This window comes from Cytobacillus sp. BC1816, from assembly GCF_051353635.1.
Lineage (GTDB): Bacteria > Bacillota > Bacilli > Bacillales > Cytobacillaceae > Cytobacillus > Cytobacillus oceanisediminis_C.
The window spans coordinates 256,978-276,853 of record NZ_CP195611.1; the positions used below are offsets into that span (position 1 = coordinate 256,978).

Consider the following 19,876-nt stretch of genomic DNA (forward strand, 5'->3'; position numbering starts at 1 on the left):
TATGGAAAACCAATCCTGCGTTAAAATCATAAACGAATGGGACATCGTTGCAGCCCGCCAGCTTGGGCGGAATGTTGCTAAAGAGCTTGGTTTTGGTACAGTTGACCAGGCTAGAATCACTACAGCCATTAGTGAACTTGCCCGGAATATATATTTATACGCCGGACAGGGGCAAGTCTGTATTGAAAAAATATACGACGGCGGAAAAGCGGGATTGCGTATAGTTGCGGTAGACAGCGGCCCTGGAATCAATGATTTACGCCAAGTAATGGAAGACGGATTCTCGACATCAGGGGGATTAGGAGCCGGCCTGCCGGGTGTGAAGCGGTTAATGGATGAGTTCTTAATTGACTCCAATCCTGGAACCGGAACAGATATAAAAGCAACTAAGTGGCTTCGTTAGGGGGAAGCAGTATGGATTTCCGAGAAATGATGGAATCAAAGTATCGGGATATTCTTGAGAATTATATTAAAGAACAATCTGAACAGGCTTTGTATCAAGGCCAGAAGTTCAGCAGGAAGTCGATCGAGCACAAAATCTCTCCTGAAGAGATTATCAGCGTTCATAAAAGTCTGATGGGTGAACTTTATCCGGACTTGCCTGAGTATGTTCACCATTCTTTTGATATCCTTCTGGAAGTCATGATAGGCTATGGGTTTGCCTATCGGGAACATCAGAACTTAAAGCATATTCAGCAGGAACTCAGGACAGAAATGGAGATAGCTGCGAACGTCCAGCAAACCCTGCTTGGGACGCAGGTTCCTTCTGTAGAAGGTTTGGATATTGGTGCCATAAGTGTACCTGCCAAACATATGAACGGTGATTATTTCCACTTTGTTCAGGATGAAAACAGCACGATCAGCATTGCGGTTGCTGATGTCATTGGTAAAGGTCTTCCGGCAGCCTTGTGTATGTCCATGATTAAATATGCCATGGACAGTTTGCCTGAAAACCGCAATGACCCTAAAACCGTCCTGGAAAATCTGAATCGGGTCGTAGAACAGAACGTAGATTTAACGATGTTCATTACTATGTTTTATGGAATATATGATACGAACAGCCATATGTTCTCTTATGGTTCTGCCGGACACGAACCAGGACTTTTCTTTGTGGCTGAGACAGGTGAATTTACCGAACTGGCAGCGAAAGGCCTGCTCCTCGGCATTGATAAAAAAACAAAATACCGCCAGTACGAAAAAGGAGTAAATCCCGGAGATATGATTATATTAATGTCAGATGGGGTTACTGAATGCCGTACAGAAGAAGGGTTTATAGAAAAGGAATCATTGCTGGAATTAATCAAGAAATACATTCATTTAAGTGCACAGGAAATTGTTAATAGCGTATATAAAGAACTTGAAAAACTTCAGCATTTTCAATTGCGGGACGATTTTACCTTAATTATTTTAAAAAGAAATGTTTAACGGGTTTTAAGAACGGGTAAGTAGTAAAAAGCAGTTGACATGTAAAGAGGTGGGTCAGTTATGAATATTACAATAGATGTAAAAGAAAATGATATGCTGATTGAGGCAATGGTAAGCGGAGAAATTGATGCGTACACAGCACCTAAACTCCGTGAAGAACTTTTTCCTTTAACAGAAAAAGAAGGCGTGGAAATGGTGGTCAACCTATCTGAAGTCTCTTATATGGATAGTACCGGCTTAGGTGTATTTGTTGGTGTATTTAAAAATGTCCGTGCCAATAACGGCAAATTCCAGATTGTTGGCTTATCGGACCGTTTAAAGAGACTTTTCGAAATTACAGGCCTAGCCGATATTATCGATATTAACAGCGGGATTGAAGGTGGAGTACAATGAACGAGCCATTTGATTATATTGAGGTGAAAATTCCGGCCAAGCCGGAATTTGTTGGAGTAATCCGCCTGACGCTATCAGGGATTGCCAGCAGAATGGGATTTGCATATGAAGAAATTGAGGATCTTAAAATCGCTACAAGTGAAGCTTGCACCAATGCAGTCCAACACGCATACAAGCAGAATGAGCAAGGGGAAGTAGTCATCGGGTTCGGTTTATACACTGACCGTCTTGAAGTAATGGTCGCAGACAGCGGAAAAAGTTTTGACTTCCAATCTGCAAGACAAGGCATTGGACCATACGACCAGACTGATTCTGTGGAATTCCTGCGTGAAGGAGGCTTGGGTCTATACCTGATTGAAACATTGATGGATGAAGTAAGAATTCATCACAAAGAGGGTGTTACGGTCTTCATGACCAAATACCTAGAGGGAGAGCAGGTGGAGAGGGATGCAAAAACAATCTCAACCTAACCAAAAATCCAAAGAAGAAACAAATGCTTTAATCAAAGCCTACCAGCTTCACCAGGATGAAGAAGCTCAAAACGCCCTGGTACTTCAATATCAGAATTTAGTTGAAGCCATTGCCCGGAAGTACTCAAAGGGAAGATCTTATCATGAGGATATTGTCCAGGTGGGCATTATCGGCTTATTAGGGGCTATCCGCCGATATGATGAGTCTTTTGGCAAAACGTTTGAGGCCTTTGCAGTTCCTACGATTATCGGCGAAATTAAGCGCTTTTTAAGGGATAAAACCTGGAGCGTTCATGTTCCGCGCCGCATAAAGGAATTAGGCCCAAAAATTAAAGCGACCGTTGAAGAGCTGACAACAGAACTTCATAGGTCTCCAAGAGTGGACGAAATAGCCGATGTGCTTGGTGTATCTGAAGAGGAAGTGCTCGAAGCAATGGAAATGGGAAAAAGCTATCAGGCGCTTTCTGTTGACCATTCAATCGAGGCTGATTCTGATGGCGGAACAGTCACATTACTGGATATCGTCGGAAATGAAGACATGGGCTATGAAAAAGTAAATCAAATGCTTGTTCTTGAAAAAGTCCTGCATGTCCTGTCTGAGAGAGAGAAATTAATTATACAATACACATATCTTGAGAATATGAGCCAAAAAGAAGCTGGAGATAAACTGGGGATTTCCCAGATGCATGTCTCGAGACTTCAGCGCCGTGCAATCAAAAAGCTTCAGGAAGCGATCCACTCTGAAACAAATAACTCGGAGTGCCTTTCATGACCAAATTGGTTGGGGATAACATCGAAGTGATTGCTCACCAGACAGCTAAAGATGGCAAAGCTTTTTGCGGTGATGGATATTACTTCACTGCAACTGATGAATACTTTGTATGTGTGCTGGCAGATGGCCTTGGAAGCGGGGAATTCGCGTACGAAGCTTCTTCTGCTGTTGTTTCTGTCGTAGAGCAGCATCATGAGAAAGATGTAGATACGCTCATGAAGCTTTGCAACGATGTTCTTTTACAAAAAAGAGGAGCAGCAGTAGCACTGTTTAAAGTCCATTTTGCCTCCAGGGAATTTGTATACAGCTGTGTAGGGAATATTCGGTTTTTCCTGTATTCGTCTACTGGAAAACTCACCTATCCCCTGCCTGTAACTGGATATCTGTCAGGAAGGCCGCAGGTGTTTCATACCCAGCGGTTTACGTATGAAGCGGAATCTAAGTTTTTGATATACTCAGATGGCTTGAATATTCAAGGGGTTAAATCTTTGCTGAAAGCATTTCTCCCTATTGACCTTATCTCGGAAGATATAAAAAAGCAGTATCCATCTACTTCAGATGATGCTACTTTCATACTTGGAAGCTTACTCTAGAACAGGGTAAGCTTTTTGTTTTTCTTTTTGATAAAATGAAATGTGAGACTCTATGATGGAGGAATGATCTTGGAAAAAACATTGGATAGACAAAATCAAGTACTAAACCTAATCGCTGAAGAATTATCCATAGCCATTAAACAAGTAAAAAACACAATCAGCTTATTGGAAGAAGGGAACACAGTCCCGTTCATTGCCCGATACAGAAAAGAACAGACAGGTGCACTGGATGAAGTTCAAATTCGGGATATCATGGAGCGCTGGCAATACATACAAAATCTCAATCAGCGTAAAGAAGAGGTAGTCCGCTTAATTGAAGAACAGGGCAAGTTGACAGAAGAGCTAAAATCCAACATTGAAAAAGCGGTGAAGCTGCAGGAGGTAGAGGACTTATACCGGCCATACAAGCAAAAGCGCCGCACAAAAGCAACTGCAGCAAAGGAAAAAGGGCTTGAACCGTTTGCTGAATGGCTTCTCACCTTTCCCCTTAATGAAACCCCTGCTGAAAAGGCGAAAGAGTTCTTATCTGATGAAAACGAAGTAGCCACAACGGAAGAGGCAATTGCTGGAGCGAAAGATATTATCGCAGAATGGGCATCAGATGAAGCAGAAAGCAGAAAATGGATCCGTATGGAAACAGCCAAAAAGGGAACTATTGAGTCATCTGTGAAGAATAAAGAGATTGACGAAAAAGGCGTTTATGAAATGTACTACGAGTATGAGGAACCAGTGAGCAAGATTGTTCCACACCGCACACTTGCATTAAACCGCGGTGAAAAAGAAGAAGTTTTAAGGATTAACATTAAGCCAAATACCGAATTTATTTTAAAGTACTTGTATAAAAAGTGGGTAAAGGATGAACGCTCCCCTGCAGGGGCACTTGTAAAGGAAGCCATTGAAGATGGATACAAGCGTCTGATTATGCCTTCGATTGAACGTGAAATCCGCAATGAACTAACTGAAAAAGCAGAAGAACAGGCAATCATGATTTTTTCTGAAAATCTCAGAAAACTTCTGCTTCAGCCCCCGTTAAAAGGCAAGGTGGTACTGGGTGTAGACCCTGCCTACAGAACTGGCTGCAAGCTGGCTGTTGTAGATGAAACAGGAAAAGTACTTGATATCGGTGTCATATATCCGCATCCGCCTGTTTCCAAAACGAAACAAGCACGAGAGAAAGTAGTTCATATTCTAAACACATACAAAGTAGAAATGGTTGCCATCGGCAATGGAACCGCCTCAAGGGAAACCGAGCAGTTCATCGCTGACATTTTAAAGGACATGAAAGAGGAGATATTCTACCTAATTGTCAATGAAGCAGGGGCGAGCGTATATTCTGCCTCAGACCTGGCCAGAGAAGAGTTTCCTGATTTCCAGGTAGAAGAAAGAAGTGCCGTATCCATCGCCCGCCGCCTCCAGGATCCTCTTGCAGAATTGGTTAAGATTGATCCCAAGTCCGTGGGGGTTGGTCAATATCAGCATGACGTATCCCAGAAAAAGCTGACAGAATCACTCTCTTTTGTTGTAGAGACAGCGGTAAACCAAGTGGGTGTCAATGTAAATACAGCGTCATCTTCATTGCTGCAGCATGTAGCTGGCCTTTCAAAAACAGTTGCTGTGAATATAATCAAGAAACGGGAAGAAGAAGGGAAATTTACAGACCGCAAGCAGCTGAAAAAGATTCCGCGCCTTGGGGCCAAAACCTATGAACAGGCAATTGGCTTCCTGCGGATTATCGATGGGAAAGAATCTCTGGACCGGACTGGAATCCACCCGGAAACCTATGCAGTAGTAAATAAATTGCTTGCTAATCTCGGCTTTAAATCCAGTGACCTTGGAACACTATCATTAAGGGAAGCTCTAAAAGGCATAAATATCAGCCAGGCAGCCCGGGAGCTTGAAATTGGTGAACTTACACTGAGAGATATTATCGATGCCTTAATGAGACCTGAAAGGGATCCGCGTGATGAGCTGCCAAAGCCGCTGCTAAAGAAAGAAGTGCTGAAACTTGAAGATCTGCAGGAAGGGATGGAGCTTCAAGGGACAGTGAGAAATGTTGTCGACTTTGGTGCATTTGTTGATATCGGAGTCAAACAGGATGGCCTTGTTCATATATCCAAACTTAGCCGCCAATTTGTCAAACACCCGCTGGATGTCGTGTCCGTTGGGGATGTAGTAACGGTCTGGGTTGACTCTGTTGATAAGCACAAGGGAAGAGTTGCCTTAACTATGCTTGGGCCTAACTAAATTACATTCCTTTGTTTTGCTGGGTTAAAAAGCTAGTTCTTCGAGTCATAAGCCAAATCACGACGGAAATTAATATTTCTAGCGTGATTTGGCTTATGCTTGTAAGGTTTATAAAGGGCTGTAGCTGATTTAAGCGGGTATATCTCAGGCTCGCCATATTTTATGAGCAGTGTTTCTTCCTATAGAAAAACCAGCACTGATTCAGCAGTTTGATCTGATAGCGGTCCTTTTCATAAAAAGCACGCTGGATTTGATTTTGAAACCATACAGGCATCTGAATTACCTCCCGTGATTGGAATCTGATGATCGCTCCCTTGGGCAGCAAAGCGAGTTCAGAGCTATAAAAGGTATATATAATGTATGCTATAATAGGTTGTCATGTTTACGATAAGAGAGGAAAAACATTTTTATGAATGACCAGGAGCTTCAGACACTTGTTGAAAAGATATCTTTAGAAAGCTTTGGCAAGCCCTTTCGCCATCAGGCTTATTTTAATTCGCGCCTCAGGTCGACTGGCGGAAGATATATGCTGATATCACATCATGTTGAAATAAACAAAAAGTATTATGAGCAGCTTGGGGCCAAAGAATTAGAAGGAATTATTAAACATGAGCTATGTCATTATCATTTGCATTTAGAAGGAAAAGGATATAAACATCGCGATCAGGATTTCAGATTGCTAATGAAAAAAGTGGGAGCACCCCGATTTTGTTCGGCCTTGCCTGATCGTCCAAAAACAAATAGATCTGCTAAGATTCTTGTTTATATGTGTAAGGATTGCCGTCAAACTTATCAAAGAAAAAGAATAGTTGATACGAAGAAATATGTTTGCGGTAAATGCAAGGGGAAATTAGTTTTAAAAAAAGAATTGACATTAGATTAAGTTCACTTTATATTTAATAATTGTCGCAGGACAAAACAGGATAAACGGCTAATAAATTCTTCTAAAAACAAGCTTGACTTTTATAGCCTGCGTCCTTATAATATGAAGAGTCGATAAGATGTTAAGTGTTTTATCGATAAAGTTTATTATTATTCCGCAGTAGCTCAGTGGTAGAGCATTCGGCTGTTAACCGAACGGTCGCAGGTTCGAATCCTGCCTGCGGAGCCATATTTGGGGAAGTACTCAAGTGGCTGAAGAGGCGCCCCTGCTAAGGGTGTAGGTCGCGTAAGCGGCGCGAGGGTTCAAATCCCTCCTTCTCCGCCAGAAAATTCTCACAATGGCCCGTTGGTCAAGCGGTTAAGACACCGCCCTTTCACGGCGGTAACACGGGTTCGAATCCCGTACGGGTCACTTTTTTTGTTTTCGACGGTTTTATGTGGATGGTCCCGTGGTGTAGCGGTTAACATGCCTGCCTGTCACGCAGGAGATCGCGGGTTCGATTCCCGTCGGGACCGCCATTTGTTATTGGGCTATAGCCAAGCGGTAAGGCACCGGACTTTGACTCCGTCACTCGCAGGTTCGAATCCTGCTAGCCCAGCCATTTTTGATGAGCCATTAGCTCAGTCGGTAGAGCATCTGACTTTTAATCAGAGGGTCGAAGGTTCGAGTCCTTCATGGCTCACCATTTTAATTTCATATTGCGGGTGTGGCGGAATTGGCAGACGCACCAGACTTAGGATCTGGCGCCGCAAGGCGTGGGGGTTCGACTCCCTTCACCCGCACCATTAATTACCATTGAGATAAGTACTACGTTTTGGTATGATGTTACTTGTCGCTTCATTAAGCGGTCGTGGCGGAATGGCAGACGCGCTAGGTTGAGGGCCTAGTGGGGGCAACCCCGTGGAGGTTCAAGTCCTCTCGGCCGCACCAAAAAAGTTGTTGACATTTGAATTTCATGTTGATATAATATAAGAGTTGCTTTTAAAAGATGCGCCCGTAGCTCAATTGGATAGAGCGTTTGACTACGGATCAAAAGGTTAGGGGTTCGACTCCTCTCGGGCGCGCCATATTACGGGGAGTAGCTCAGCTTGGTAGAGCACTTGGTTTGGGACCAAGGGGTCGCAGGTTCGAATCCTGTCTTCCCGACCATTCGGGAAACGATAATTATATGCGGGTGTAGTTTAGTGGTAAAACCTCAGCCTTCCAAGCTGATGATGAGGGTTCGATTCCCTTCACCCGCTCCAAACTTACTGATTGATCTTTGAAAACTGAACGAACAAAAACGTCAACGTTAAATCATTAGTCTTTTTTGAAAAGACAACTTATGAGCTTAATCAACTCTTATATGGAGAGTTTGATCCTGGCTCAGGACGAACGCTGGCGGCGTGCCTAATACATGCAAGTCGAGCGGACAGATGGGAGCTTGCTCCCTGAAGTCAGCGGCGGACGGGTGAGTAACACGTGGGCAACCTGCCTGTAAGACTGGGATAACTCCGGGAAACCGGGGCTAATACCGGATAATTCTTTCCCTCACATGAGGGAAAGCTGAAAGATGGTTTCGGCTATCACTTACAGATGGGCCCGCGGCGCATTAGCTAGTTGGTGAGGTAACGGCTCACCAAGGCAACGATGCGTAGCCGACCTGAGAGGGTGATCGGCCACACTGGGACTGAGACACGGCCCAGACTCCTACGGGAGGCAGCAGTAGGGAATCTTCCGCAATGGACGAAAGTCTGACGGAGCAACGCCGCGTGAGTGATGAAGGTTTTCGGATCGTAAAACTCTGTTGTTAGGGAAGAACAAGTACCGGAGTAACTGCCGGTACCTTGACGGTACCTAACCAGAAAGCCACGGCTAACTACGTGCCAGCAGCCGCGGTAATACGTAGGTGGCAAGCGTTGTCCGGAATTATTGGGCGTAAAGCGCGCGCAGGCGGTTCCTTAAGTCTGATGTGAAAGCCCCCGGCTCAACCGGGGAGGGTCATTGGAAACTGGGGAACTTGAGTGCAGAAGAGAAGAGTGGAATTCCACGTGTAGCGGTGAAATGCGTAGAGATGTGGAGGAACACCAGTGGCGAAGGCGACTCTTTGGTCTGTAACTGACGCTGAGGCGCGAAAGCGTGGGGAGCAAACAGGATTAGATACCCTGGTAGTCCACGCCGTAAACGATGAGTGCTAAGTGTTAGAGGGTTTCCGCCCTTTAGTGCTGCAGCAAACGCATTAAGCACTCCGCCTGGGGAGTACGGCCGCAAGGCTGAAACTCAAAGGAATTGACGGGGGCCCGCACAAGCGGTGGAGCATGTGGTTTAATTCGAAGCAACGCGAAGAACCTTACCAGGTCTTGACATCTCCTGACAACCCTAGAGATAGGGCGTTCCCCTTCGGGGGACAGGATGACAGGTGGTGCATGGTTGTCGTCAGCTCGTGTCGTGAGATGTTGGGTTAAGTCCCGCAACGAGCGCAACCCTTGATCTTAGTTGCCAGCATTCAGTTGGGCACTCTAAGGTGACTGCCGGTGACAAACCGGAGGAAGGTGGGGATGACGTCAAATCATCATGCCCCTTATGACCTGGGCTACACACGTGCTACAATGGATGGTACAAAGGGCTGCGAGACCGCGAGGTTAAGCGAATCCCATAAAACCATTCTCAGTTCGGATTGCAGGCTGCAACTCGCCTGCATGAAGCCGGAATCGCTAGTAATCGCGGATCAGCATGCCGCGGTGAATACGTTCCCGGGCCTTGTACACACCGCCCGTCACACCACGAGAGTTTGTAACACCCGAAGTCGGTGGGGTAACCTTTTGGAGCCAGCCGCCTAAGGTGGGACAGATGATTGGGGTGAAGTCGTAACAAGGTAGCCGTATCGGAAGGTGCGGCTGGATCACCTCCTTTCTAAGGATATTTACATGAAACGTGACGCGTTTTGTTCGTTCAGTTTTGAGAGTTCAATCTCTCAATGAAAGATTCGTTCTTTGAAAACTAGATAATGATTATGAAGAAGCAATAACCGAGTAATCGCCATTTTAGTGAATTCTCTCTATGTTAAATAGAGTAAAAAACCTTTGATCTTGTTCATCTTCGATGAACCTGTCAAATACGGTTAAGTTAGAAAGGGCGCACGGTGAATGCCTTGGCACTAGGAGCCGATGAAGGACGGTACTAACACCGATATGCTTCGGGGAGCTGTAAGTAAGCTTTGATCCGGAGATTTCCGAATGGGGAAACCCCCTATCCGTAATGGGATAGGATCTTTACCTGAATACATAGGGTATGGAAGGCAGACCCGGGGAACTGAAACATCTAAGTACCCGGAGGAAGAGAAAGCAAACGCGATTCCCTGAGTAGCGGCGAGCGAAACGGGATTAGCCCAAACCAGGAGGCTTGCCTCCTGGGGTTGTAGGACACTCTATACGGAGTTACAAAGGAACGAGGTAAATGAACAGGTCTGGAAAGGCCGGCCAGAGAAGGTAAAAGCCCTGTAGTTGAAACTTCGTTCCCTCCAGAGTGGATCCTGAGTACGGCGGGACACGAGAAATCCCGTCGGAAGCAGGGAGGACCATCTCCCAAGGCTAAATACTCCCTAGTGACCGATAGTGAACCAGTACCGTGAGGGAAAGGTGAAAAGCACCCCGGAAGGGGAGTGAAAGAGATCCTGAAACCGTGTGCCTACAAGTAGTTAGAGCCCGTTAATGGGTGATAGCGTGCCTTTTGTAGAATGAACCGGCGAGTTACGATTACATGCGAGGTTAAGTTGATGAGACGGAGCCGCAGCGAAAGCGAGTCTGAATAGGGCGAATGAGTATGTGGTCGTAGACCCGAAACCAGGTGATCTACCCATGTCCAGGGTGAAGTCCAGGTAACACTGGATGGAGGCCCGAACCCACGCACGTTGAAAAGTGCGGGGATGAGGTGTGGGTAGCGGAGAAATTCCAATCGAACTTGGAGATAGCTGGTTCTCTCCGAAATAGCTTTAGGGCTAGCCTCATGTAGTAAGAGTCTTGGAGGTAGAGCACTGTTTGGACTAGGGGCCCCCATCGGGTTACCGAATTCAGACAAACTCCGAATGCCAAAGACTTATCCATGGGAGTCAGACTGCGAGTGATAAGATCCGTAGTCAAGAGGGAAACAGCCCAGACCACCAGCTAAGGTCCCAAAGTATACGTTAAGTGGAAAAGGATGTGGAGTTGCTTAGACAACCAGGATGTTGGCTTAGAAGCAGCCACCATTTAAAGAGTGCGTAATAGCTCACTGGTCGAGTGACTCCGCGCCGAAAATGTACCGGGGCTAAACGTATCACCGAAGCTGTGGATTGACATCTTACGATGTCAGTGGTAGGAGAGCGTTCTAAGGGCGTTGAAGCGGGATCGCAAGGACCCGTGGAGCGCTTAGAAGTGAGAATGCCGGTATGAGTAGCGAAAGATGGGTGAGAATCCCATCCACCGAATGCCTAAGGTTTCCTGAGGAAGGCTCGTCCGCTCAGGGTTAGTCGGGACCTAAGCCGAGGCTGAAAAGCGTAGGCGATGGACAACAGGTTGATATTCCTGTACCACCTCTTTACCGTTTGAGCAATGGGGGGACGCAGGAGGATAGGGTAAGCGCGCTGCTGGATTAGCGCGTCCAAGCAGTTAGGCCGGTAACGAGGCAAATCCCGTTACCACATAGGCTGAGCTGTGACGGCGAGGGAAATTTAGTACCGAAGTTCCTGATTCCACACTGCCAAGAAAAGCCTCTAGCGAGGGAAAAGGTGCCCGTACCGCAAACCGACACAGGTAGGCGAGGAGAGAATCCTAAGGTGAGCGAGAGAACTCTCGTTAAGGAACTCGGCAAAATGACCCCGTAACTTCGGGAGAAGGGGTGCTCATTAGGGTGAATAGCCCTGATGAGCCGCAGTGAATAGGCCCAGGCGACTGTTTAGCAAAAACACAGGTCTCTGCGAAGCCGCAAGGCGAAGTATAGGGGCTGACGCCTGCCCGGTGCTGGAAGGTTAAGAGGAGAGGTTAGCGCAAGCGAAGCTTTGAATCGAAGCCCCAGTAAACGGCGGCCGTAACTATAACGGTCCTAAGGTAGCGAAATTCCTTGTCGGGTAAGTTCCGACCCGCACGAAAGGCGTAACGATCTGGGCACTGTCTCAACGAGAGACTCGGTGAAATTATAGTACCTGTGAAGATGCAGGTTACCCGCGACAGGACGGAAAGACCCCGTGGAGCTTTACTGTAGCCTGATATTGAATTTTGGTACAGCTTGTACAGGATAGGTAGGAGCCTGAGAAGCCGGAGCGCTAGCTTCGGTGGAGGCGTCGGTGGGATACTACCCTGGCTGTATTGAAATTCTAACCCGCGCCCCTTATCGGGGCGGGAGACAGTGTCAGGTGGGCAGTTTGACTGGGGCGGTCGCCTCCTAAAAAGTAACGGAGGCGCCCAAAGGTTCCCTCAGAATGGTTGGAAATCATTCGCAGAGTGTAAAGGCACAAGGGAGCTTGACTGCGAGACCTACAAGTCGAGCAGGGACGAAAGTCGGGCTTAGTGATCCGGTGGTTCCGCATGGAAGGGCCATCGCTCAACGGATAAAAGCTACCCCGGGGATAACAGGCTTATCTCCCCCAAGAGTCCACATCGACGGGGAGGTTTGGCACCTCGATGTCGGCTCATCGCATCCTGGGGCTGTAGTCGGTCCCAAGGGTTGGGCTGTTCGCCCATTAAAGCGGTACGCGAGCTGGGTTCAGAACGTCGTGAGACAGTTCGGTCCCTATCCGTCGTGGGCGCAGGAAATTTGAGAGGAGCTGTCCTTAGTACGAGAGGACCGGGATGGACGCACCGCTGGTGTACCAGTTGTCTTGCCAAAGGCATCGCTGGGTAGCTATGTGCGGAAGGGATAAGTGCTGAAAGCATCTAAGCATGAAGCCCCCCTCGAGATGAGATTTCCCATAGCGTCAAGCTAGTAAGATCCCTGAAAGATGATCAGGTTGATAGGTCAGAGGTGGAAGCGTGGCGACATGTGGAGCTGACTGATACTAATCGATCGAGGACTTAACCACATTGGTGAATACTCGGCATATGCTTCTTCATACATTATCTAGTTTTGAGGGAACGAAGTTTCTTCAACCAAATAGTCCGGTGGCGATAGCGAGAAGGTCACACCCGTTCCCATACCGAACACGGAAGTTAAGCTTCTCAGCGCCGATGGTAGTTGGGGGCTGTCCCCCTGTGAGAGTAGGACGCTGCCGGGCGAAGACAGAGAGTCTTGCTCTTTGTCTTTTTTAATCCTTACATACTGGAATATTTTTCATTGCTAACGCCAGTATGAATTTAATATTAGAAAGACATACAGCAAATAATTTCTCAATAAACTTTAAAAAAAGTATTGACGAATCATTTCTAAGATGTTATTCTAATATAGTTGCTTGATTGATCTTTGAAAACTGAACGAACAAAAACGTCAACGTTAAATCATTAGTCTTTTTTGAAAAGACAACTTATGAGCTTAATCAACTCTTATATGGAGAGTTTGATCCTGGCTCAGGACGAACGCTGGCGGCGTGCCTAATACATGCAAGTCGAGCGGACAGATGGGAGCTTGCTCCCTGAAGTCAGCGGCGGACGGGTGAGTAACACGTGGGCAACCTGCCTGTAAGACTGGGATAACTCCGGGAAACCGGGGCTAATACCGGATAATTCTTTCCCTCACATGAGGGAAAGCTGAAAGATGGTTTCGGCTATCACTTACAGATGGGCCCGCGGCGCATTAGCTAGTTGGTGAGGTAACGGCTCACCAAGGCAACGATGCGTAGCCGACCTGAGAGGGTGATCGGCCACACTGGGACTGAGACACGGCCCAGACTCCTACGGGAGGCAGCAGTAGGGAATCTTCCGCAATGGACGAAAGTCTGACGGAGCAACGCCGCGTGAGTGATGAAGGTTTTCGGATCGTAAAACTCTGTTGTTAGGGAAGAACAAGTACCGGAGTAACTGCCGGTACCTTGACGGTACCTAACCAGAAAGCCACGGCTAACTACGTGCCAGCAGCCGCGGTAATACGTAGGTGGCAAGCGTTGTCCGGAATTATTGGGCGTAAAGCGCGCGCAGGCGGTTCCTTAAGTCTGATGTGAAAGCCCCCGGCTCAACCGGGGAGGGTCATTGGAAACTGGGGAACTTGAGTGCAGAAGAGAAGAGTGGAATTCCACGTGTAGCGGTGAAATGCGTAGAGATGTGGAGGAACACCAGTGGCGAAGGCGACTCTTTGGTCTGTAACTGACGCTGAGGCGCGAAAGCGTGGGGAGCAAACAGGATTAGATACCCTGGTAGTCCACGCCGTAAACGATGAGTGCTAAGTGTTAGAGGGTTTCCGCCCTTTAGTGCTGCAGCAAACGCATTAAGCACTCCGCCTGGGGAGTACGGCCGCAAGGCTGAAACTCAAAGGAATTGACGGGGGCCCGCACAAGCGGTGGAGCATGTGGTTTAATTCGAAGCAACGCGAAGAACCTTACCAGGTCTTGACATCTCCTGACAACCCTAGAGATAGGGCGTTCCCCTTCGGGGGACAGGATGACAGGTGGTGCATGGTTGTCGTCAGCTCGTGTCGTGAGATGTTGGGTTAAGTCCCGCAACGAGCGCAACCCTTGATCTTAGTTGCCAGCATTCAGTTGGGCACTCTAAGGTGACTGCCGGTGACAAACCGGAGGAAGGTGGGGATGACGTCAAATCATCATGCCCCTTATGACCTGGGCTACACACGTGCTACAATGGATGGTACAAAGGGCTGCGAGACCGCGAGGTTAAGCGAATCCCATAAAACCATTCTCAGTTCGGATTGCAGGCTGCAACTCGCCTGCATGAAGCCGGAATCGCTAGTAATCGCGGATCAGCATGCCGCGGTGAATACGTTCCCGGGCCTTGTACACACCGCCCGTCACACCACGAGAGTTTGTAACACCCGAAGTCGGTGGGGTAACCTTTTGGAGCCAGCCGCCTAAGGTGGGACAGATGATTGGGGTGAAGTCGTAACAAGGTAGCCGTATCGGAAGGTGCGGCTGGATCACCTCCTTTCTAAGGATATTTACATGAAACGTGACGCGTTTTGTTCGTTCAGTTTTGAGAGTTCAATCTCTCAATGAAAGATTCGTTCTTTGAAAACTAGATAATGATTATGAAGAAGCAATAACCGAGTAATCGCCATTTTAGTGAATTCTCTCTATGTTAAATAGAGTAAAAAACCTTTGATCTTGTTCATCTTCGATGAACCTGTCAAATACGGTTAAGTTAGAAAGGGCGCACGGTGAATGCCTTGGCACTAGGAGCCGATGAAGGACGGTACTAACACCGATATGCTTCGGGGAGCTGTAAGTAAGCTTTGATCCGGAGATTTCCGAATGGGGAAACCCCCTATCCGTAATGGGATAGGATCTTTACCTGAATACATAGGGTATGGAAGGCAGACCCGGGGAACTGAAACATCTAAGTACCCGGAGGAAGAGAAAGCAAACGCGATTCCCTGAGTAGCGGCGAGCGAAACGGGATTAGCCCAAACCAGGAGGCTTGCCTCCTGGGGTTGTAGGACACTCTATACGGAGTTACAAAGGAACGAGGTAAATGAACAGGTCTGGAAAGGCCGGCCAGAGAAGGTAAAAGCCCTGTAGTTGAAACTTCGTTCCCTCCAGAGTGGATCCTGAGTACGGCGGGACACGAGAAATCCCGTCGGAAGCAGGGAGGACCATCTCCCAAGGCTAAATACTCCCTAGTGACCGATAGTGAACCAGTACCGTGAGGGAAAGGTGAAAAGCACCCCGGAAGGGGAGTGAAAGAGATCCTGAAACCGTGTGCCTACAAGTAGTTAGAGCCCGTTAATGGGTGATAGCGTGCCTTTTGTAGAATGAACCGGCGAGTTACGATTACATGCGAGGTTAAGTTGATGAGACGGAGCCGCAGCGAAAGCGAGTCTGAATAGGGCGAATGAGTATGTGGTCGTAGACCCGAAACCAGGTGATCTACCCATGTCCAGGGTGAAGTCCAGGTAACACTGGATGGAGGCCCGAACCCACGCACGTTGAAAAGTGCGGGGATGAGGTGTGGGTAGCGGAGAAATTCCAATCGAACTTGGAGATAGCTGGTTCTCTCCGAAATAGCTTTAGGGCTAGCCTCATGTAGTAAGAGTCTTGGAGGTAGAGCACTGTTTGGACTAGGGGCCCCCATCGGGTTACCGAATTCAGACAAACTCCGAATGCCAAAGACTTATCCATGGGAGTCAGACTGCGAGTGATAAGATCCGTAGTCAAGAGGGAAACAGCCCAGACCACCAGCTAAGGTCCCAAAGTATACGTTAAGTGGAAAAGGATGTGGAGTTGCTTAGACAACCAGGATGTTGGCTTAGAAGCAGCCACCATTTAAAGAGTGCGTAATAGCTCACTGGTCGAGTGACTCCGCGCCGAAAATGTACCGGGGCTAAACGTATCACCGAAGCTGTGGATTGACATCTTACGATGTCAGTGGTAGGAGAGCGTTCTAAGGGCGTTGAAGCGGGATCGCAAGGACCCGTGGAGCGCTTAGAAGTGAGAATGCCGGTATGAGTAGCGAAAGATGGGTGAGAATCCCATCCACCGAATGCCTAAGGTTTCCTGAGGAAGGCTCGTCCGCTCAGGGTTAGTCGGGACCTAAGCCGAGGCTGAAAAGCGTAGGCGATGGACAACAGGTTGATATTCCTGTACCACCTCTTTACCGTTTGAGCAATGGGGGGACGCAGGAGGATAGGGTAAGCGCGCTGCTGGATTAGCGCGTCCAAGCAGTTAGGCCGGTAACGAGGCAAATCCCGTTACCACATAGGCTGAGCTGTGACGGCGAGGGAAATTTAGTACCGAAGTTCCTGATTCCACACTGCCAAGAAAAGCCTCTAGCGAGGGAAAAGGTGCCCGTACCGCAAACCGACACAGGTAGGCGAGGAGAGAATCCTAAGGTGAGCGAGAGAACTCTCGTTAAGGAACTCGGCAAAATGACCCCGTAACTTCGGGAGAAGGGGTGCTCATTAGGGTGAATAGCCCTGATGAGCCGCAGTGAATAGGCCCAGGCGACTGTTTAGCAAAAACACAGGTCTCTGCGAAGCCGCAAGGCGAAGTATAGGGGCTGACGCCTGCCCGGTGCTGGAAGGTTAAGAGGAGAGGTTAGCGCAAGCGAAGCTTTGAATCGAAGCCCCAGTAAACGGCGGCCGTAACTATAACGGTCCTAAGGTAGCGAAATTCCTTGTCGGGTAAGTTCCGACCCGCACGAAAGGCGTAACGATCTGGGCACTGTCTCAACGAGAGACTCGGTGAAATTATAGTACCTGTGAAGATGCAGGTTACCCGCGACAGGACGGAAAGACCCCGTGGAGCTTTACTGTAGCCTGATATTGAATTTTGGTACAGCTTGTACAGGATAGGTAGGAGCCTGAGAAGCCGGAGCGCTAGCTTCGGTGGAGGCGTCGGTGGGATACTACCCTGGCTGTATTGAAATTCTAACCCGCGCCCCTTATCGGGGCGGGAGACAGTGTCAGGTGGGCAGTTTGACTGGGGCGGTCGCCTCCTAAAAAGTAACGGAGGCGCCCAAAGGTTCCCTCAGAATGGTTGGAAATCATTCGCAGAGTGTAAAGGCACAAGGGAGCTTGACTGCGAGACCTACAAGTCGAGCAGGGACGAAAGTCGGGCTTAGTGATCCGGTGGTTCCGCATGGAAGGGCCATCGCTCAACGGATAAAAGCTACCCCGGGGATAACAGGCTTATCTCCCCCAAGAGTCCACATCGACGGGGAGGTTTGGCACCTCGATGTCGGCTCATCGCATCCTGGGGCTGTAGTCGGTCCCAAGGGTTGGGCTGTTCGCCCATTAAAGCGGTACGCGAGCTGGGTTCAGAACGTCGTGAGACAGTTCGGTCCCTATCCGTCGTGGGCGCAGGAAATTTGAGAGGAGCTGTCCTTAGTACGAGAGGACCGGGATGGACGCACCGCTGGTGTACCAGTTGTCTTGCCAAAGGCATCGCTGGGTAGCTATGTGCGGAAGGGATAAGTGCTGAAAGCATCTAAGCATGAAGCCCCCCTCGAGATGAGATTTCCCATAGCGTCAAGCTAGTAAGATCCCTGAAAGATGATCAGGTTGATAGGTCAGAGGTGGAAGCGTGGCGACATGTGGAGCTGACTGATACTAATCGATCGAGGACTTAACCACATTGGTGAATACTCGGCATATGCTTCTTCATACATTATCTAGTTTTGAGGGAACGAAGTTTCTTCAACCAAATAGTCCGGTGGCGATAGCGAGAAGGTCACACCCGTTCCCATACCGAACACGAAAGTTAAGCTTCTCAGCGCCGATGGTAGTTGGGGGCTGTCCCCCTGTGAGAGTAGGACGCTGCCGGGCGAAACAACAATTTGTGATGAAAAATCACATAAATAATACTATCGCGGGGTGGAGCAGTCCGGTAGCTCGTCGGGCTCATAACCCGAAGGTCGCAGGTTCAAATCCTGCCCCCGCAATCTGGTCCGGTAGTTCAGTTGGTTAGAATGCCTGCCTGTCACGCAGGAGGTCGCGGGTTCGAGTCCCGTCCGGACCGCCATTTTCTAATGTTAAAAAAAGCAAAACGAAACCTGGTTTCGTCTTTTTTTATGCTTTTTTATCTTAAGCTTATATTCCATTTACGAAAATAGCTTACTTTGCCCATTGCTGTAAAATAAGGTAAACTACATATAGATTATTCTCCTTAGGATTTATCCTAAGGTTTTTTTGTAATATCAGAATTTATATCTTTGTACTTCGAGAACTGTCTAGCTCCAGCGCCTACCCCCTCGAGGTCACAAGCCAATAAGCCCAGAAAGGTAAAGAACACCTTTCCGTACGGCTCGTCTTGTGCTTGTCGGGGGAGGACAAGGCGCTTCCGCTTTTCTTTTCATTTATAGATTAGACTATAAAAGGTGATGAATCATATGAGTCAGTTTGAGTTTATCTCTAAGAAGCCAGAGGATACGATGGCGTTTTCGGAAAGGCTGGGCAGCCTGCTTCAGCCGGGGGATGTCCTTGCTCTAGAAGGAGATTTGGGAGCAGGAAAAACGACATTCACCAAGGGGCTGGCAAAAGGACTTAATATTACCCGTAATGTAAATAGCCCCACTTTTACGATTATAAAAGAATACCAAGGAAGGTTGCCCCTTTATCATATGGATGTATATAGAGTTGAAGATTCCTTTGAGGATTTGGGGTTTGATGAATATTTTGAAGGCAATGGGGTCACAGTTGTAGAATGGGCTCATCTAGTTAAAGAACAGCTGCCCGAAGAGCTGTTGACGATTTATTTATATCTTGATGATAATGATTCAAGAAAGCTTGTCCTGGATCCCCAGGGAAAAAGATATGAGGAATTGTGTAAGGAGATAATATTATGAAGGTTTTAGCCATTGATACATCCAATTATCCTTTGGGAGTAGCTCTTTTGGATGGTGATCAGGTTATAGGCGAGTATATTACCAATGTAAAAAAGAATCACTCTGTTCGTGTTATGCCGGCAATTGATATATTAATGAAAGATTGTGGTGTTACGCCGGCTGAGTTAGACAAAATTGTTGTTGCGAAAGGACCTGGATCCTATACAGGTGTCCGTATTGGGGTAACAATTGCAAAAACTCTGGCCTGGACTTTAAAGAAGCCGCTGGTTGGGGTATCCAGCCTGGAAATTTATGCGGCTTCGGCTGGCAGATACTTTAATGGCGTCATATCTCCTCTATTTGATGCACGGAGAGGACAAATATATACTGGCCTGTATCAATATAAGGAAGGGCAGTTAGCATCTCTTATGAAAGACCAGCTCCTTCTTGCAAAAGATTGGGCAGCAATGCTTTCTGAGCAGCAAGAGAAGGTCCTTTTTATTGGGAATGATTTGCCTTTACATAAAGAGGTATTTGCAGAATCCCTTAGAGACCGGGCTGTGTACGCTTCGCCTGCAGAACATAATCCAAGGCCGGCAGAACTCGCCTTGTTAGGCAGAGACAGAGAGCCTGAGGAAGTTCACTCTTTTGTTCCTAATTATATTAGGATTGCTGAAGCTGAAGCTAATTGGATAAAAGCAAACCAAGAAAAAAAGCTATAG

The 19,876-nt window shown here is 47.7% G+C and carries 11 protein-coding genes, 13 tRNA genes and 6 rRNA genes; 29 read left to right on the forward strand and 1 reads right to left on the reverse strand.

Features of this window, described 5'->3' with window-relative positions; translation table 11 throughout:
• Position 1 precedes the first annotated feature (1 nt).
• From ACR42H_RS01405 to ACR42H_RS01435, 7 genes are all read left to right on the forward strand, one after another.
• The gene (locus tag ACR42H_RS01405; RefSeq protein ID WP_113885016.1) at positions 2-403 is read left to right on the forward strand and encodes an anti-sigma regulatory factor; all 402 of its coding nucleotides are present in this window, start codon (positions 2-4) and stop codon (positions 401-403) included.
• Positions 404-414: 11 nt separating this feature from the next.
• Positions 415-1,425 carry a PP2C family protein-serine/threonine phosphatase gene (locus ACR42H_RS01410; RefSeq protein ID WP_113885015.1) on the forward strand — a complete coding sequence of 337 codons (1,011 nt, stop codon included), beginning with the start codon at positions 415-417 and terminating at the stop codon, positions 1,423-1,425.
• A gap of 60 nt (positions 1,426-1,485) precedes the next feature.
• On the forward strand, positions 1,486-1,818 hold the full coding sequence (locus tag ACR42H_RS01415) for an anti-sigma factor antagonist (RefSeq protein ID WP_009336305.1): 333 nt from the start codon (positions 1,486-1,488) through the stop codon (positions 1,816-1,818).
• Positions 1,815-2,288, forward strand: coding sequence for an anti-sigma B factor RsbW (gene rsbW, locus ACR42H_RS01420; RefSeq protein ID WP_009336304.1), 474 nt, complete (start codon positions 1,815-1,817; stop codon positions 2,286-2,288). The genes ACR42H_RS01415 and rsbW overlap by 4 nt, the downstream gene beginning before the upstream one ends.
• On the forward strand, positions 2,266-3,060 hold the full coding sequence (gene sigB, locus ACR42H_RS01425) for an RNA polymerase sigma factor SigB (protein WP_113885013.1): 795 nt from the start codon (positions 2,266-2,268) through the stop codon (positions 3,058-3,060). Before rsbW ends, sigB begins: the two co-directional genes overlap by 23 nt.
• Entirely contained in the window at positions 3,057-3,653 is a 597-nt protein-coding gene (locus ACR42H_RS01430; protein WP_113885012.1) for a PP2C family serine/threonine-protein phosphatase, read from the forward strand. Before sigB ends, ACR42H_RS01430 begins: the two co-directional genes overlap by 4 nt.
• Before the next feature lie 63 nt (positions 3,654-3,716).
• Positions 3,717-5,897 carry a Tex family protein gene (locus tag ACR42H_RS01435; RefSeq protein ID WP_181782404.1) on the forward strand — a complete coding sequence of 727 codons (2,181 nt, stop codon included), beginning with the start codon at positions 3,717-3,719 and terminating at the stop codon, positions 5,895-5,897.
• Between the two features lie 160 nt (positions 5,898-6,057).
• Here ACR42H_RS01435 and cmpA read toward each other — a convergent pair whose 3' ends face one another.
• Positions 6,058-6,171 carry a cortex morphogenetic protein CmpA gene (cmpA, locus tag ACR42H_RS01440; RefSeq protein ID WP_009336300.1) on the reverse strand — a complete coding sequence of 38 codons (114 nt, stop codon included), beginning with the start codon at positions 6,169-6,171 and terminating at the stop codon, positions 6,058-6,060.
• Positions 6,172-6,306: 135 nt separating this feature from the next.
• Here cmpA and ACR42H_RS01445 point away from each other — a divergent pair, with 135 nt between their 5' ends.
• The 22 genes from ACR42H_RS01445 to tsaB all read left to right on the forward strand — a co-directional run bounded on the left by ACR42H_RS01445 (position 6,307) and on the right by tsaB (position 19,876).
• Entirely contained in the window at positions 6,307-6,780 is a 474-nt protein-coding gene (locus ACR42H_RS01445) for a SprT family protein (protein ID WP_113885010.1), read from the forward strand.
• A 153-nt stretch (positions 6,781-6,933) separates the two neighbouring features.
• Positions 6,934-7,008, forward strand: a tRNA-Asn gene (locus ACR42H_RS01450).
• 5 nt (positions 7,009-7,013) lie between these two features.
• A tRNA-Ser gene (locus ACR42H_RS01455) sits at positions 7,014-7,104 on the forward strand.
• A 15-nt stretch (positions 7,105-7,119) separates the two neighbouring features.
• Positions 7,120-7,191, forward strand: a tRNA-Glu gene (locus tag ACR42H_RS01460).
• Between the two features lie 31 nt (positions 7,192-7,222).
• Positions 7,223-7,298 (forward strand) — tRNA-Asp (locus tag ACR42H_RS01465).
• An 8-nt stretch (positions 7,299-7,306) separates the two neighbouring features.
• Positions 7,307-7,381, forward strand: a tRNA-Gln gene (locus ACR42H_RS01470).
• An 8-nt stretch (positions 7,382-7,389) separates the two neighbouring features.
• Positions 7,390-7,465: transfer RNA gene (locus ACR42H_RS01475), tRNA-Lys, on the forward strand.
• Between the two features lie 15 nt (positions 7,466-7,480).
• Positions 7,481-7,565: transfer RNA gene (locus tag ACR42H_RS01480), tRNA-Leu, on the forward strand.
• Positions 7,566-7,624: 59 nt separating this feature from the next.
• Positions 7,625-7,710, forward strand: a tRNA-Leu gene (locus ACR42H_RS01485).
• A 60-nt stretch (positions 7,711-7,770) separates the two neighbouring features.
• Positions 7,771-7,847, forward strand: a tRNA-Arg gene (locus ACR42H_RS01490).
• Positions 7,848-7,852: 5 nt separating this feature from the next.
• Positions 7,853-7,929: transfer RNA gene (locus ACR42H_RS01495), tRNA-Pro, on the forward strand.
• A 21-nt stretch (positions 7,930-7,950) separates the two neighbouring features.
• Positions 7,951-8,024, forward strand: a tRNA-Gly gene (locus ACR42H_RS01500).
• A gap of 98 nt (positions 8,025-8,122) precedes the next feature.
• Positions 8,123-9,672: ribosomal RNA gene (locus ACR42H_RS01505) — 16S ribosomal RNA — on the forward strand.
• A gap of 206 nt (positions 9,673-9,878) precedes the next feature.
• Positions 9,879-12,814 (forward strand): 23S ribosomal RNA (locus tag ACR42H_RS01510).
• Positions 12,815-12,889: 75 nt separating this feature from the next.
• Positions 12,890-13,006, forward strand: a 5S ribosomal RNA gene (rrf, locus tag ACR42H_RS01515).
• Positions 13,007-13,272: 266 nt separating this feature from the next.
• Positions 13,273-14,822 (forward strand): 16S ribosomal RNA (locus ACR42H_RS01520).
• 206 nt (positions 14,823-15,028) lie between these two features.
• Positions 15,029-17,964: ribosomal RNA gene (locus tag ACR42H_RS01525) — 23S ribosomal RNA — on the forward strand.
• Positions 17,965-18,039: 75 nt separating this feature from the next.
• Positions 18,040-18,156: ribosomal RNA gene (rrf, locus tag ACR42H_RS01530) — 5S ribosomal RNA — on the forward strand.
• Together the 16S, 23S and 5S rRNA genes with 13 tRNA genes alongside form the textbook arrangement of a ribosomal RNA operon.
• Before the next feature lie 42 nt (positions 18,157-18,198).
• Positions 18,199-18,272, forward strand: a tRNA-Met gene (locus tag ACR42H_RS01535).
• A gap of 3 nt (positions 18,273-18,275) precedes the next feature.
• A tRNA-Asp gene (locus ACR42H_RS01540) sits at positions 18,276-18,352 on the forward strand.
• Positions 18,353-18,719: 367 nt separating this feature from the next.
• Positions 18,720-19,175 carry a tRNA (adenosine(37)-N6)-threonylcarbamoyltransferase complex ATPase subunit type 1 TsaE gene (gene tsaE / locus ACR42H_RS01545; RefSeq protein ID WP_113885267.1) on the forward strand — a complete coding sequence of 152 codons (456 nt, stop codon included), beginning with the start codon at positions 18,720-18,722 and terminating at the stop codon, positions 19,173-19,175.
• Positions 19,172-19,876: a tRNA (adenosine(37)-N6)-threonylcarbamoyltransferase complex dimerization subunit type 1 TsaB gene (gene tsaB, locus ACR42H_RS01550; RefSeq protein WP_436374517.1), complete on the forward strand. Its 705-nt coding sequence runs from the start codon at positions 19,172-19,174 to the stop codon at positions 19,874-19,876. The genes tsaE and tsaB overlap by 4 nt, the downstream gene beginning before the upstream one ends.

What these genes read in the sequence shown, in the direction of transcription:
- ACR42H_RS01410 (WP_113885015.1), top strand. Translation starts at nt 415, where the DNA reads ATGGATTTCCGAGAAATGATGGAATCAAAGTATCGGGATATTCTTGAG.
- ACR42H_RS01430 (WP_113885012.1), top strand. Translation starts at nt 3,057, where the DNA reads ATGACCAAATTGGTTGGGGATAACATCGAAGTGATTGCTCACCAGACA.
- sigB (WP_113885013.1), top strand. Translation starts at nt 2,266, where the DNA reads ATGCAAAAACAATCTCAACCTAACCAAAAATCCAAAGAAGAAACAAAT.
- ACR42H_RS01435 (WP_181782404.1), top strand. Translation starts at nt 3,717, where the DNA reads ATGATCTTGGAAAAAACATTGGATAGACAAAATCAAGTACTAAACCTA.
- ACR42H_RS01415 (WP_009336305.1), top strand. Translation starts at nt 1,486, where the DNA reads ATGAATATTACAATAGATGTAAAAGAAAATGATATGCTGATTGAGGCA.
- tsaB (WP_436374517.1), top strand. Translation starts at nt 19,172, where the DNA reads ATGAAGGTTTTAGCCATTGATACATCCAATTATCCTTTGGGAGTAGCT.
- tsaE (WP_113885267.1), top strand. Translation starts at nt 18,720, where the DNA reads ATGAGTCAGTTTGAGTTTATCTCTAAGAAGCCAGAGGATACGATGGCG.
- ACR42H_RS01445 (WP_113885010.1), top strand. Translation starts at nt 6,307, where the DNA reads ATGAATGACCAGGAGCTTCAGACACTTGTTGAAAAGATATCTTTAGAA.
- cmpA (WP_009336300.1), bottom strand. Translation starts at nt 6,171, where the DNA reads ATGCCTGTATGGTTTCAAAATCAAATCCAGCGTGCTTTTTATGAAAAG.
- ACR42H_RS01405 (WP_113885016.1), top strand. Translation starts at nt 2, where the DNA reads ATGGAAAACCAATCCTGCGTTAAAATCATAAACGAATGGGACATCGTT.
- rsbW (WP_009336304.1), top strand. Translation starts at nt 1,815, where the DNA reads ATGAACGAGCCATTTGATTATATTGAGGTGAAAATTCCGGCCAAGCCG.